The sequence below is a fragment of the Phenylobacterium sp. genome, from assembly GCF_025351295.1.
Classification (GTDB): domain Bacteria; phylum Pseudomonadota; class Alphaproteobacteria; order Caulobacterales; family Caulobacteraceae; genus Phenylobacterium.
This window is the reverse complement of the sequence record NZ_JANXWD010000080.1, coordinates 1-13,388: the sequence shown is the minus strand read 5'-3', so window position 1 is coordinate 13,388 and position 13,388 is coordinate 1. Positions and strand designations below refer to the sequence as shown.

The following is a 13,388-nucleotide window of genomic DNA, read 5'->3' as shown; positions in this document are numbered from 1 at the left end:
CGGCTCATGGCCTGGCGCAGGGCGGCGAGGCCGACGGCGGGCAGGCCGGGGGCGCTCACCGCCCGGCTGGCGGCCGGCGCGGGCTGTTCCGCCGCGGCGGCGCGGCCGGCCCGGGAGCCGAACACCGCCGCCTCGAGCAGGGAGTTGGACGCGAGGCGGTTGGCGCCGTGCACCCCGGTCGAGGCGCATTCGCCGGCGGCGTAGAGACCGGGCAGGGAGGTGCGGCCCTGCGCGTCCGTGGCGATCCCGCCCATGTGGTAGTGGCAGGCCGGCGCCACCGGGATCGGCTGGGTCCGGGGATCGATGCCGCCGCCCAGGCAGGCGGCGAAGACCGCCGGGAACGCTTCGGGGAAGTGCGCGCCCACCGCCTGGCGGGCGTCGAGGAAGGCGCCGCGGCCGGCCTCGCGTTCGGCGTGGATGGCGCGGGCCACCACGTCGCGCGGCGCCAGCTCTGCGGCCGGGTGATAGCTGTCCATGAAGCGTTCGCCGGCGCGGTTGACCAGCACCGCGCCCTCGCCGCGCAGGGCCTCGGTGGCTAGCGGGGCGGGATCGCGGCCGATGTCGATGGCTGTGGGGTGGAACTGCACGAACTCGGGGTCGGCGATCGCCGCGCCCGCCAGCGCCGCGAGGCCCAGGCCGTCGCCCTGCAGCTCGGCCGGGGTGGTGGTGACGGCATAGAGGCCGCCGATGCCGCCGGTGGCCAGGATCACCGCGCGGGCGGCGATCTCCACCGTCTGGCCGCCGATCCGGGCCACGACGCCGCGGATACGGCCGTCGGCGTCCTGCAAAAGGCCGGTGAGCCTGGCGCCCGTCCGCACTTCGATATGGCGCGCGGCCAGGACGGCGACAGTGACCGCCTCCATGATCGCGCGGCCGGCCTGGTCGCCCTTCACGCGCGCCACGCGGGCCTTGCCGTGGGCGGCCTCCAGGCTCTGGGCGAAGCCGCCGTCGGCGGTGCGGTCGAAGGGCGCCCCTAGCTCGGCCAGCCGGCGCACGGCCGCGGGGCCCTCCTCGGCCATCAACCGCGCCATGACCGCGTCCACCAGGCCCGCGCCGGCCGCCACGGTGTCGGCGGCGTGCAGCTCGGGCGTGTCGTCTGCGGCCAGGGCGACGGCCAGCCCGCCTTGCGCCCAGGCCGAGGAACAGCCCTGGTTCAGCGGCGCGTCGGTCAGCACCAAGACCTTGGCCGGGGCGGCCGCCAGCGCCGCGCTGAGGCCGGCGAGGCCCGCGCCGACGATCAGGACGCCGTCATATTGGATGCGCTCAGCCATGGGCTTCGCCCTCCAGCTGGTAATAGATGTCGGTGCGCAGCTCCGTCGGGTCCTCGGACCAGTCGCCGTAGACCTCCCAGCTCACGCCGGTGAGCCCGCGGCCCTGCTGGCGCGCCCAGTCCTGGGCCGCCTGGTGCGCGGGACGCATCTTGCCGTAGTCGCCGAGGTAGACGACGTGGGCCGCCTCGCCGGCAGGGGTCTCGGCCAGGATGACCTCCCCGACGCCGGCGAAAGGGCGATCGAGCCGCACGCCGACGCGCAGGTCCATGGTCCGGCCGTCGACGCCCGGCCGATAGAGCACGGTGTTGCAGCCCAGCGGTCCGGGCTCGCCGGCCCGCAGCACCGCATAGACCTTGTCCAGCGACGCCGGGATCACCCGCGGCAGCTCGCCGAACTGCGCCCGGGCCGCGACCGCGGCCATCGGCACGGCCCCGACCGTTTCCAGGGTGACCTCATAGGCCATGGTCAGATCAGCTCCACATCGACGTGGTGGCGGGCCTTGACCAGGTCGTAGCGGGCCGGGACGGCCGGCGGCGGCAGGTCGATCATCCGCTGCACCGACAGCCGGGCGCGCTCGGCAATGGCCGGGTCCACCGTCACCTCGTGGCGGTCGTGAAGCAGGGCCTCGTAGATATTCTCCAGCGTGATCTGCTTCATGTGCGGGCACAGGTTGCAGGGGCGCACGAACTCGGTGTCGGGCGCGTCGGCGGCGACGTTGTCGGCCATCGAGCACTCGGTGATCAGCACCACCCGCCTGGGCTTGCGGGTCAGGACGTAGTCGTTCATCGCCGCGGTCGAACCCGCGAAGTCGGAGACCTCCAGCACCTCGGCCGGGCATTCGGGGTGGGCCAGGATCTCGGCATCGGGCCAGGCGGCCCGGATCTCCAGGATGTCGGCGGCGGTGAAGCGCTCGTGGACCTCGCAGCGGCCCTGCCAGGCGATGATCTTGATGTGGGTCTGGCGCGCCACGTTGCGGGCCAGGAACTCGTCGGGGATCAGGATCACCCGGTCGACACCCCACAGGCGCGCGGCCTCCTCCACCACCTGCACGGCGTTGGCGCTGGTGCAGCAGATGTCGGTCTCGGCCTTCACCTCGGCGGTGGTGTTGACGTAGGTGACCACCGGCAGGCCGGGGTAGCGCTGCTTAATCAACCGCACGTCGGCGCCGGTGACCGAGGCGGCCAGGCTGCAGCCGGCCCGCAGGTCGGGGATCAGGACGCGCTTCTCGGGCGAGAGGATCTTCGAGGTCTCGGCCATGAAATGCACGCCGGCCTGCACGATCACCGCGGCGTCGCTGCGGGCGGCCTCCTTGGCCAGGCCCAGGCTGTCGCCGACATAGTCGCCAACGCCGTGGAAGATCTCGGGCGTCATGTAGTTGTGGGCCAGGATGACCGCGTGCTTCTCGCGCTTCAACCGGTTGATCTCGGCGATCAGCGGAGCCTGGAGGCGCCACTCCATGGGCGTCACGTGATGCTTGACCTTCTCCCATGCAGGCGCGGTCTGGGCTTCGATCTCAGCGGTGAACGCGAACTGGGAACCGTCGGCGGGCATCTCGCCTCCTTATGCTCAAAGTGAGCATTTCCTAGGCCTATAAAAAGGCGCCAGGGGGAAGATACCGGGCGCTTCTCTCTTTTGCTCAATTCGAGCAAAAGTAAATATAGCGACGTTAGCGCAGGGTGCAAGCGGTCTTTTCATGCTGCAGTGCGATCAATGACCAGGCGTCAAGCGACCACCGGGGCGGTCACCTCGGCGATGGCGCGGGCCAGCTGCTCGGGACCGTAGGGCTTGCGCAGCAGCGGCCAGGGCGTCTCCTCGGCGGCGTGCAGCACGTCGCCGGTGTAGCCGGACGAGAGGATCACCGGCAGGGCGGTGCGCAGCTTCACCGCCTCGCGGGCCAGGTCCACGCCGGACTTGTCGCCGGGCATGATCAGGTCGGTGAGCAGCAGGTCCACGGCCGCGCCCGAACGCAACACCGCCAGGGCCGCCTCGGCGTTTTCGGTCAGCTGCACCTCGTGGCCCAGGTCCCGCAGCATGGCCTCGACCAGCTCGGCCACCTGGACGTCGTCCTCGGCCAGCAGGACCCGCAGCGCCGGGCCACGAGCGGCGGCGGCAACCGGCCCGGCGGCCGGCGCTGCCGCCGGGTCCGGGGCGACGCGTGGCAGGTAGAGGCAGACCGTGGAGCCCTTGCCGAGCGTGCTGTCCAGCGTGGCCGTACCGCCGCTCTGCCGCGCGAAGCCATAGACCTGCGACAGGCCCAGGCCGGTGCCGCGTCCCGGCGGCTTGGTGGTGAAGAACGGCTCGAAGGCCCGCGTGATCACCGCGGCGTCCATGCCCGAGCCGGTGTCATGCACCGCCACCCGCAGATAGTCGCCGGCCGGCAGTTCCTCGACCTGGCGCGCCTCCAGGCGGACCGCGTCGGTCTCGATGCGGATTATCCCGCCACCGGGGGTGGCGTCGCGGGCGTTGACCGCGAGGTTCATGATCGCTGCCTCGAACTGGCTGGGATCGACGCTGACCACCGCCTCGGGCGCCGCGGGGGCCACGGTCAGGGTCACCGCCTCGCCGATCGCGCGGCGCAGCAGCGGCTCGGTGTCCTTGAGCAGGGCGTCCACCTGCACCGGCTCCGGCTTCAGGGCCTGGCGACGCGAGAAGGCCAGCAGCTGCTGGGTCAGGCGCTCGCCGCGCCGCGCCGCGCCCATGGCGGCCTCGATCATCCGCTCGCGCCGGGCCTCGTCGTTCGGATGCCGCTGCATCAGGTCCAGCGCCCCGATCACCACGGTCAGCAGGTTGTTGAAGTCATGGGCGACCCCGCCGGTGAGCTGGCCCACCGCCTCCAGCTTCTGGGCCCGCTGCAGGGCGGCCTCGGCCTCGTCGCGTTTGGCCAGCGCCTCGTCGACCCGCTCGGCCAGCAGGTCGTTGATCCCCTTGAGATCCTCCTCCGCGCGCTTGGCGTCGCTGGTGTCGTAGCCGACCCCGATGAAGCCGGCGAACTCGCCCTCGGGGCCCCATCGCGGCTGGGAGACCGAGCGGATCCAGCGGTACTCCCCGTCGTGGCGGCGGTAGCGCGCCTCCAGGGCGAACAGCTGGCGCGAGGCCTCGCCGGCCACCTGCTCCTGCAGCACCCGGGCCAGGTCGTCCGGGTGCAGCACCTGGCGCCAGTCGTAGTCGAGTGCGGTCTGGTAGCCCTCCGCCAGAAAGTCGACATAAGCGCGGTTGGCGAACTCGCGCCGGCCGTCGATCTGGGTCACCCACATCAGCACCGGGGCGCTGTCGGCCAGCTGGCGGAACCGGGCCTCGGTCACCTCCAGCGTCTTCTGCGCCGCCGCCTGGGCGGCGTTGGCCTCGTCGAGCCGCAGCATGGCCGAGCGCAGGCTGGAAGACACCACCACCGTAAGGCTGGCCGAGACAATGAACATGGCCAGGATGGCCGTCTCGTTGAGAACCGTGCCGATCGGCGTCAGTTGGCCCAGCGCGAGCGAGACCGCCAGCGCGCTCCAGCCCCAACGCGGCCCGGCATAGAGCGTGGCGACGATCAGGGCCGGAAAGGTCGTCGCCGAAAGCCCGACCGCCGCCGGCCAGCCCAGCAGCGCGCCGCGCACCGCCATGGCGGCGGCCAGCGATCCGGCCGTGACCGCCAGGCCCGTCAGGAATGGCGGCGACCGTCGCGGGATCAGGCGAAGCGGCCACAGCGCTGGCGTCATCAAGGCCAAGTCCCCGGGTCCGAACTGGACTCCCGCAACCAGCATGGGATGCAGGAGAGGGCGGCGCAACTGGCTAGCCCGCGACGGTGCGCGCATCGGCCACAAGGGACGCTTGCACGAAAATTGCCGGTGATGGGTCCAAATATCGCCGGTTTGCGCCTATATGCGACGCCGGAAGCCAGAGAGAGTTTGGTCCTGAGGCAGTACCTGGAACGTTGGCCCCGCCTGGTGTGGGCAGGGGTAGGGACCTTGTTGGTCCTGGCGGCGATCCTGGCTGGCCGCGGCTTTGCGCCCGCGCGTGGCGACATCCTGGCCCACGAACGCGCCGCCTTTGCAAAGCGCGATCTGTCGGCGGCCGAGTTGCAGCGGCTGGCCGCGTCCATGGATCCCGCCATGCGCGCCCTGGTGCTGCGCCATGACCCTGGCCTGCGCCGCCCCGACGCCTGGGCGCGCCCCGAGGGCTGGGCCAGCCTCGACATCACCCATGTGCCCACCCTGGGGGTGGCGCCGGCCGAGGGCGAGAGCGCTGCGGAGCTGAACGGGCTGCGCCCCTTCGCGAACCTGCCGATCCGCCCAATGAGGCCGTTCATTCTGGCCGCCGACGGCGCCGACCGCGCCCGCGCCATCGAGTGCCTGACCCAGGCCGTCTACTATGAGGCCGCCCGCGAACCGGAGGTCGGCCAGGAGGCGGTGGCCCAGGTGGTGCTGAACCGCGTGCGCCACCCGGCCTATCCGAAGTCGGTGTGCGGCGTGGTCTACCAGGGCTCGGCCCGCCCGACCGGCTGCCAGTTCACCTTCACCTGCGACGGCGCCATGCGCTATGCGCCGCAGCCGGCCCTCTGGAAGCGCGCCCGCGACGTCGCCGAGAAGGCGCTGGCCGGCTACGTCGACAAGACCGTGGGCTCGGCCACCCACTACCACGCGCAATATGTGGCCCCGTACTGGGCGCCGACCCTGGTGAAGATGGTCCAGGTGGGCCAGCATATCTTCTACCGCTGGACCGGCCCGTGGGGCGAACCGGCCGCCTTCACCGGCCGCTACGCCGGCGGCGAGGCCTATCTGAGCCCCGCGGTGCTGGGCAGCCTGGACGCCCGCACCCAGGGCGGCCTGCTGGCGCCCGAGCTCCAGGGGATCCCGGCCGAGCGCAGGATCACCCTGGCCGTGGCCGGCGAGGTCCGGACCTACAGCGTCGTCGATCCCAGCCTGCCCAGCGGCGACCGCACCCGGGTGATGGGCGTCCTGATGTCGACCCACCGCCAGCCGACCCCGGACGAGGTCAAGCGCATCAACGAGAGCCTGGAGAGCCTGGAGCGCTCGATGAACCCCGCCGCCGGCTCCGCCCCGCCGTCGCTGGCCCCTGCCGCGGGGAACGCCGGCCCCGCCGCCTGAGGCGGCCCTCAGCCAGAGAAGGCCTGCGGGTAGCTGGCGCTGAGTGGGGTATCGAAGGCGCCGTCTTCCAGGGCCAGGGCCATGAAGCTGGGGCTGCCGGCGTAGGGCGCGGCGACCCGGGCCGCGGCCGCAGCCGCGAACCCGAAGCGCGGATAGTAGGCGGGGTGGCCCAGCACCAGGATCCCGTGGACGCCGAACTCGCGGGCGCTGTCGAGGCTGGCGCGGACCAGGGCCGATCCAACGCCCGCAGACTGCCGATCCGGATGGACCGCCAGCGGCGCGAGGGCCGCGAACAGCGCCGGCCGATCCGCCCAGAGCCGGCTGTAGAGGATGTGGCCGTCGATGCGCCCGGCCGCCTCCGACACCAGTTCGAACAGCACGTCGCCGTCGGCGCGCAGCCGTTCGATCAGCCGCGCTTCGTCGGGCTGGCCGAACGCCAGCTCATTGACCGTGGCGATGGCGGGGTGGTCGGGGGGGCGGGCGTAGCGGATCACCAGACGCCGATCTTCTGCGCCTCATGGTGGGTGATCGGGTGGTGCGCCCGGGCGTGGTCCTCCTCGGCCAGGAACCGCACGGCCTCGAGCGCGGCCATGCAACCCATCCCGGCCGCGGTGACCGCCTGGCGATAGACGTCGTCGGTGACGTCGCCGGCCGCATACACCCCCGGGATGGCGGTGGCGGCGCTGCCGGCCTGCACCTTCAGGTAGCCGGCGGCGTCCATCTCCAGCTGGCCCTTGAACAGTTCGGAGGCCGGGGCGTGGCCGATGGCGACGAACACGCCGTCGGTGGCCAGCGTCTGGGTCGCGCCGGTCTGGACGTGCTTCAGCCGCACGCCGGTGACGCCCATGGGGTCGGAGTCGCCCAGCACGGCGTCGACGGCGTGGTCCCAGACCACCTCGATCTTCGGATGCTTGAACAGGCGCTCCTGCAGGATCTTCTCGGCGCGGAACTCGGCCTTGCGGTGCACGACGGTGACCTTGGACGCGAAATTGGTGAGGAACAGGGCCTCCTCCACGGCGGTGTTGCCGCCGCCGACCACCACCACCTGCTTGCCGCGGTAGAAGAAGCCGTCGCAGGTGGCGCAGGCCGAGACGCCGAAGCCCTGGAACTTCTGCTCGGTGTCCAGCCCCAGCCACTTGGCCTGGGCGCCGGTGGCGATGATCAGGGTCTCGGCGAGCCAGACCTGGCCGCTGTCGGTCTCCAGCCGGAAGGGCCGCTGCGACAGGTCGGCCCGGGTGACGATGTCGCCCACGATCTCGGTGCCCACATGCTCGGCCTGGGCCTGCATCTGCTCCATCAGCCAGGGGCCCTGGATGACATCGGCGAAGCCGGGATAGTTCTCGACGTCAGTGGTGATGGTCAGCTGGCCGCCGGGCTGGATCCCCTGGATCAGCACGGGGTCCAGCAACGCGCGCGCGGCATAGACGGCGGCGGTGTAGCCGGCGGGGCCGGAGCCCACGATCAGGCAGCGGACGGTACGGGGTTCGGAACGTTCGTGAAGCATGGCCCTTATGTAGGTGCGATGACGGAGCGGCGCATGCAACACGAAATGAAGTCCGTCGGCCTGGTCGCCGTGATCGGCGCGGCGGCGGGCGCAGGGCTGGCCTTGGGCATCGGCCTGCGCCTCTATTCGGGGCTGGCCATGGTGGGTCTGGGGACGGGCGTGGCCCTGGGCCTGGTCCTGGGCGCACGGCCCAGGACGATCCTCATCGCCGCTGACCCTTCACTGAGCGCGCTTAGTTAACGACCGTTTCAGGGGCATCAGGGTAGAAACCCTAATGGCTACGACCCCCGAGATCGAGATCGCCGGCCGGAAGATCGGCGCGTCCCACGAGCCCTACGTGATCTGTGAGCTGTCGGGGAACCACAACGGCAGCCTGGATCGGGCGCTGCTGATGATCGACGCCGCGGCGGACACCGGCTGCGATGCGATCAAGATTCAGACCTACACCGCCGACACCATCACCATGGACGTCGACCGGCCGGAGTTCCGCATCCATGGCGGCCTGTGGGACGGCCGCAGCCTGTACGAGCTCTACCAGGAGGCCCAGACGCCCTACGAGTGGCACGCGGCGCTGTTAGAGCGGGCGGCGGGGCGGGGGGTCACCCTGTTCTCCAGCCCCTTCGACGAAACCGCGGTGGACCTGCTGGACGGCCTGGGCGCCCCTGCGTTCAAGATCGCCTCGTTCGAGGCGGTGGACCTGCCGCTGATCCGCTACGCCGCGGCCAGGGGCAAGCCGCTGATCATCTCCACGGGCATGGCTAATCTGGCCGAGATCGAGGCCGCCCGCGACGCTGCCCTGGCCGCCGGCGCGCCGGGGGTGGTGATGCTGCACTGCGTGTCGAGCTATCCGGCCACCTTCGCCGACGCCAACGTCCGCACGGTCGCCGACATGGCGCAGCGGTTCAGCTGCCCGGTCGGGCTGTCGGACCACACGCCCGGCACGGCGGCCTCAGTCGCCGCCGTCGCGATGGGCGCGTCGGTGATCGAGAAGCACTTCACTCTGGCCCGCGCCGACGGCGGGCCGGACGCGGCCTTCAGCCTGGAGCCGGCCGAGTTCAAGGCGCTGGTGGATGACACCAAGGCCGCCTGGGCCGCGCTGGGCCGGGCCCACTACGACCTGCTGGGCTCGGAGCGGGGCAACGTCCAGTTCCGCCGCTCGCTCTACGTGGCCGCCGACATCAAGGCGGGCGAGGCATTGAACCGGGCCAACGTCCGCTCCATCCGCCCCGGCAACGGCCTGCCGCCGGCCGACCTGGACGCGGTGCTGGGCCGGACGGCGGCGCGCGACCTGGCCCGTGGCGAACCGCTCGCCTGGGATATGCTGGCCTAATTATAGGGTCGCTGGAAACCGGGCGCACACGATTCGGGCTTTACGGGGCGCCGCAGCCGATATTTGTTATCGGCGATCAGTTATGTTGACCTCGATCAAAGCCGAGGGTCGCCAGGGTCCGGCATCTGGTCGAACAACAAAGAAGACTGGAGGACGACGTGAGCCTTGCATCCCCCACCGCGGTCAAGGCCGCGCCGGTCAAAGCGGAGCACTTCGACGTGCTGGTCGTCGGCGCCGGGATTTCCGGGGTCGGCGCCGCCTACCACATGACCCAGCAGCGCCCCGGCAAGACCTTCGTGGTGCTGGAGGCGCTTGAGGGCATGGGCGGGACCTGGCTGACGCACCAGTATCCGGGCATCCGTTCCGACAGCGACCTCTACACCTTCGGCTATCGCTTCAAGCCCTGGGTCGGCCCGCCGATCGCCACCGCCCAGGAGATTCTCGACTACATGAATGCGGTGGTCGACGAGAACGACCTCGGCCGCCACATCCGTTACCGCCACCGCATCACTTCCGCCACCTGGTCCAGCGCCGAGACCCTCTGGACGATCGAGGCCACGCGCACCGACACCGGCGAGATCCGGCGCTTCACTGCCAACTTCCTGTGGATGTGCCAGGGCTACTACCGGCACTCGGAAGGCTACACGCCCGAATGGCCGGGCATGGACGACTTCAAGGGGCGCATCGTCCACCCGCAGACCTGGCCGCAGGACCTGGACCTGACGGGCACGCAGGTGGTGGTGATCGGCTCCGGGGCTACGGCCGCCACCCTGGTCCCGGCCATCGCCGAGGATTGCGGGCACGTCACCCTGCTGCAGCGCTCCCCCACCTACTTTATCCCGGGCCGCAACGAGAACCTGATGGCCGACGAGCTGCGCAAACTGCAGATCGACGAGACCTGGATCCACGAGATCGTTCGCCGCAAGGTGCTGTTCGACCAGGATGCGTTCACCCGCCTGGCCATCGAGCAGCCCGAGGCGGTGAAGCAGGAGCTGCTGGCCGGAGTCAGCGCCCTGGTGGGGCCGGAGGCGGTGGCCAAGCACTTCACCCCCAGCTATCGGCCCTGGCGCCAGCGGATCGCCTTTGTGCCGGACGGCGACCTGTTCCAGTCGGTCAAGGCGGGCAGGACGTCGGTGGTAACCGACGAGATCGACAGGTTCACCGCGACGGGCATCCTGTTGAAGTCGGGCGAGACCCTTGAGGCGGACGTGATCATCACCGCCACCGGCTTCAATCTGAACGTCCTGGGCGACATCGCTTTCACCATCGACGGCAAGCCGCTGGAGTTCGGCAAGACCGTGACCTATCGCGGCATGATGTTCACCGGCCTGCCCAACATGGTCTGGGTGTTCGGCTACTTCCGCGCCAGCTGGACGCTTCGCGCAGACCTGCTCGCGGACTTCGTCTGCCGGCTGCTGACCCACATGGACGAGAAGGGCGCGGCCAAGGTGAGCGTGGCGCTGCGGCCGCAGGATGCGGACATGCCGCTGCTGCCCTGGATCGATCCGGAGAACTTCAATCCCGGCTACCTGATGCGCGGCATGGACCTGTTGCCAAAGCGCGGCGACAAGCCGGAGTGGCAGCACAGCCAGGACTATTGGCGGGAGAAGGATGAGCTGCCGCTGATCGACCTCGATGAGCCGGCCTTCGTCTACGAGGGCGCTGCGGTCGCGGCGGCGAAGGTCGCCTGACGGCCTAAATGGCCCGGGCGGCGATCAACTTCAGGAAAGCCTCGGCTGTCCGCCCCGCGCCCAGGCCGTCGCAGACCTCGGCGCTGCGGGCCGCCAGTTCACGGCGGCTCTCGGCGTCGCGCAGCAGGCGCAGGAGGGCGCGGTCGAAGGCGGCGTCGAAGTCCGGGTCGGCGAGGTCGGCGACCAGGGCCGCGCCTCGCTCGGCCATGGCGCGGGCCGCCTCGCGCTGGTTGTCGGCCAGCACCACCAGCACCGACGGCAGGCCCAGGGTGCAGCGCTCCCAGGTCGAGGAGCCGGCGGCACCGATGCCGATGTCCGCCTCGGCGGTCAGGCGGGCCATGTGCGGGGTGTCGACGTGCAGCAGCAGCCGGCGGTCGCGTCGCGCGATCTTCTCCAGGGCCGGGGCGCTGGGGGCCATGGCGCCCAGCACGATGTCGAGGCCGATGTCGTGCACCCGTGGCCGCACCCGCTCGACGATCCGGCCGGTGATCCCGCCCACGTCGGTCAGGCCCATGGCGATCAGGATCCGCTGCACCGGCTCGCCGCGCCAGGCCAGGGCCGGTCCACGCAGGGCGGCGAACTCGGGGCGGACGGCGGCGAAGCTCGGCCCCAGCAGCAGCCGCGCCGCGTCCGGCGCCAGGCCCAGGTAGTCCTGGGCCTTCCGGTTCGGGCCGGAATCCACGACGATGTCGGCGCCCAGCGGCCGGTCGGCCAGGTCGTCGATGACCATCGCCGGGCGCCCGCCGGCCATGGCGCGGTGGTCTGGCTCGGCCAGGCCGTAGTGGTCGAAGACGATGGCGTCGAAGGCCTCCCGCGCCACGGCGCCGGCGAGGTCGGCGGTGACCGTTCGCGCGGTGTCGGGCGAGAAGGCGTCCAGCAGCTCGCCCATCGCCGGCGGCCCCACAAAGGCGTGGCGCGAGCCCTGCGCCTGCAGCGCCTGGGCCAGGGTCAGGCAGCGCATGACGTGGCCGCCGCCCACGGCGGGGCCGGCATCGGCGACGAACAGGATGCGCGGGCCGCTCATAGTCGCCGGTAACCTTCGAACTAGAGCACGACAGCTTGAAGTGGATACCGGTTCAAGCGCCCGTCGTGCTCTAAACTTTTGATTTAGAGCCTTTTTGTCCGGTTCCGTACTCAAGACCGCTCATCCCGGCGAAGGCCGGGCCCCAGATGGAAGGGCTCAGATGTGGGCTCCAGGCGCGCCGGGTCCGTCCAACCCGCGTCCCAGCTATCGGATCCGGATCCCGGCCTTCGCCGGGATGAGCGGGTGTCGCCGGCTATGGCATTGAAATTGCGAAGGCCTATTTGAGTCTGGACCCTGGGCGGCGGCCGTTCGCGCCGGAGCGTTTCGCCCTCATGGGCCGGTGGCGACCGATTTGGTCATATCTCTGCAAGCCTTAAGAGCGCACAGTCGAAACATGGTTGAACCGGTCAAATACTCGGATCCGGTCTCCGTGGCCAATTGTGTGGTCGCGCTTGTTTCAGACTTCGGCGTATCGGCCCATGTCGTTCACGGTCAAGAAACCCGACGAAATCTGCCCGCGCGCAACATCATTTCGGATCGAAAGTGGATCGCCGCCTGATGGCCTCGGTTCTTATCGTCGAAGACGAGCCCTTCACTCGGCAAAATGCCGAATGGACCATGGAAGATCTGGGCCACAGCGCCATGGTCGCCAGCGATCTTGGCGAGGCCATGGTCCACCTGTCCGCGCCGGGGCCGATCGACGCGCTGTTCGTGGACATGCGGCTGGGAACATTGGCGCTCGGCGGGTACGAGGTCGCGAACCAGGCCATCACCCTGCGGCCGGAGCTGCGCGTGCTTTACACATCCGGAACGCCGCTGACCGCCGAGATGACGGACCGGTTCGTGCCGGGCGGCCAGTTCATCCAGAAACCCTATTCCCCGGAACAGCTGGGGATTTCCATGGGACGACTTCTCGACTGACGCCCTTCGTAGCGTACGCTTATCGTGCGCACCCGAGTTAGGACACCCGATCACCATTTCCGACGCCGAGACGGGCCTGGCGCTCCCGACGGCCGAGGCCTCCAATGTGCAGGGCGTGTTCCCGTCCGCCGAGTCGCTCGTCAAGATCGGCGCCCTGCAGAGCGCGATCTTCAACAGTGCCAACTTCTCCAGCATCGCGACGGATGCCAAGGGCGTGATCCAGATCTTCAACGTCGGGGCCGAGCGGATGCTGGGCTACACGGCGGCCGAGGTCATGAACACCATCACCCCGGCCGACATCTCCGATCCGCAGGAGTTGATCGACCGCGCCGAGACTCTGAGCGCCGAGCTGTCGACGCCGATCACGCCGGGGTTCGAGGCCCTGGTGTTCAAGGCGTCGCGTGGCATCGAGGACATCTATGAGCTGACCTACATCCGCAAGGACGGCACCCGGTTCCCGGCGGTGGTCTCGGTCACCGCCCTGCGCGACGCCGAGGATGCGATCATCGGCTACCTGCTGATCGGCACCGACAACACCGCGCGCAAGGAGGCCGAGG

General features: G+C 70.4%; 13 protein-coding genes. 6 read left to right on the top strand and 7 right to left on the bottom strand.

The features are described 5' to 3' along the window. The 4 genes from Q0R13_RS11485 to Q0R13_RS11470 all read right to left on the bottom strand — a co-directional run. Nucleotides 1–1,271: L-aspartate oxidase (locus Q0R13_RS11485; RefSeq protein ID WP_293903970.1), on the bottom strand; the 1,271-nt coding region annotated here is incomplete at its 3' end. Beyond that, on the bottom strand, nt 1,264–1,734 hold the full coding sequence (locus Q0R13_RS11480) for a hypothetical protein (protein WP_293903968.1): 471 nt from the start codon (nt 1,732–1,734) through the stop codon (nt 1,264–1,266). The genes Q0R13_RS11480 and Q0R13_RS11485, both read right to left, overlap by 8 nt. A gap of 2 nt (nt 1,735–1,736) precedes the next feature. Continuing rightward, nucleotides 1,737–2,822, bottom strand: a complete 1,086-nt coding sequence (gene nadA / locus Q0R13_RS11475; protein WP_293903966.1) for a quinolinate synthase NadA — start codon at nt 2,820–2,822, stop codon at nt 1,737–1,739. A 170-nt stretch (nt 2,823–2,992) separates the two neighbouring features. Beyond that, entirely contained in the window at nt 2,993–4,972 is a 1,980-nt protein-coding gene (locus tag Q0R13_RS11470) for an ATP-binding protein (protein WP_293903964.1), read from the bottom strand. A 249-nt stretch (nt 4,973–5,221) separates the two neighbouring features. Between Q0R13_RS11470 and Q0R13_RS11465 the strand changes: the two genes are divergently transcribed. Continuing rightward, nucleotides 5,222–6,361, top strand: coding sequence for a cell wall hydrolase (locus Q0R13_RS11465; RefSeq protein ID WP_293903962.1), 1,140 nt, complete (start codon nt 5,222–5,224; stop codon nt 6,359–6,361). A gap of 8 nt (nt 6,362–6,369) precedes the next feature. On the opposite strand, the gene Q0R13_RS11460 is transcribed toward Q0R13_RS11465, so the two are convergent. Together Q0R13_RS11460 and trxB are read right to left on the bottom strand one after the other, a co-directional pair. Beyond that, nucleotides 6,370–6,855, bottom strand: coding sequence for an N-acetyltransferase (locus Q0R13_RS11460; RefSeq protein ID WP_293903960.1), 486 nt, complete (start codon nt 6,853–6,855; stop codon nt 6,370–6,372). Beyond that, nucleotides 6,852–7,865, bottom strand: a complete 1,014-nt coding sequence (trxB, locus tag Q0R13_RS11455; protein WP_293903958.1) for a thioredoxin-disulfide reductase — start codon at nt 7,863–7,865, stop codon at nt 6,852–6,854. The genes Q0R13_RS11460 and trxB overlap by 4 nt, the downstream gene beginning before the upstream one ends. A gap of 33 nt (nt 7,866–7,898) precedes the next feature. Here trxB and Q0R13_RS11450 point away from each other — a divergent pair, with 33 nt between their 5' ends. From Q0R13_RS11450 to Q0R13_RS11440, 3 genes are all read left to right on the top strand, one after another. Further along, a complete protein-coding gene (locus Q0R13_RS11450; RefSeq protein ID WP_293903956.1) occupies nt 7,899–8,105 on the top strand; it encodes a hypothetical protein in 207 nt (68 codons plus the stop codon). 34 nt (nt 8,106–8,139) lie between these two features. Then, nucleotides 8,140–9,195, top strand: a complete 1,056-nt coding sequence (gene pseI, locus Q0R13_RS11445) for a pseudaminic acid synthase (protein WP_293903954.1) — start codon at nt 8,140–8,142, stop codon at nt 9,193–9,195. A gap of 158 nt (nt 9,196–9,353) precedes the next feature. Further along, on the top strand, nt 9,354–10,886 hold the full coding sequence (locus Q0R13_RS11440; RefSeq protein ID WP_293903952.1) for an NAD(P)/FAD-dependent oxidoreductase: 1,533 nt from the start codon (nt 9,354–9,356) through the stop codon (nt 10,884–10,886). Between the two features lie 4 nt (nt 10,887–10,890). Here the strand turns inward: Q0R13_RS11440 and pseG are convergent, their stop codons facing one another. Beyond that, nucleotides 10,891–11,910 carry a UDP-2,4-diacetamido-2,4,6-trideoxy-beta-L-altropyranose hydrolase gene (gene pseG, locus Q0R13_RS11435; protein ID WP_293903950.1) on the bottom strand — a complete coding sequence of 340 codons (1,020 nt, stop codon included), beginning with the start codon at nt 11,908–11,910 and terminating at the stop codon, nt 10,891–10,893. 543 nt (nt 11,911–12,453) lie between these two features. Between pseG and Q0R13_RS11430 the strand changes: the two genes are divergently transcribed. Further along, entirely contained in the window at nt 12,454–12,831 is a 378-nt protein-coding gene (locus Q0R13_RS11430; protein ID WP_293903948.1) for a response regulator, read from the top strand. A 115-nt stretch (nt 12,832–12,946) separates the two neighbouring features. After that, a partial coding sequence (locus Q0R13_RS11425) for a PAS domain S-box protein (RefSeq protein WP_293903946.1) occupies nt 12,947–13,388 on the top strand: 442 nt, incomplete at its 3' end.

What these genes read in the sequence shown, in the direction of transcription:
- Q0R13_RS11470 (WP_293903964.1), bottom strand. Translation starts at nt 4,972, where the DNA reads ATGACGCCAGCGCTGTGGCCGCTTCGCCTGATCCCGCGACGGTCGCCG.
- pseI (WP_293903954.1), top strand. Translation starts at nt 8,140, where the DNA reads ATGGCTACGACCCCCGAGATCGAGATCGCCGGCCGGAAGATCGGCGCG.
- Q0R13_RS11480 (WP_293903968.1), bottom strand. Translation starts at nt 1,734, where the DNA reads ATGGCCTATGAGGTCACCCTGGAAACGGTCGGGGCCGTGCCGATGGCC.
- nadA (WP_293903966.1), bottom strand. Translation starts at nt 2,822, where the DNA reads ATGCCCGCCGACGGTTCCCAGTTCGCGTTCACCGCTGAGATCGAAGCC.
- trxB (WP_293903958.1), bottom strand. Translation starts at nt 7,865, where the DNA reads ATGCTTCACGAACGTTCCGAACCCCGTACCGTCCGCTGCCTGATCGTG.
- pseG (WP_293903950.1), bottom strand. Translation starts at nt 11,910, where the DNA reads ATGAGCGGCCCGCGCATCCTGTTCGTCGCCGATGCCGGCCCCGCCGTG.
- Q0R13_RS11450 (WP_293903956.1), top strand. Translation starts at nt 7,899, where the DNA reads ATGCAACACGAAATGAAGTCCGTCGGCCTGGTCGCCGTGATCGGCGCG.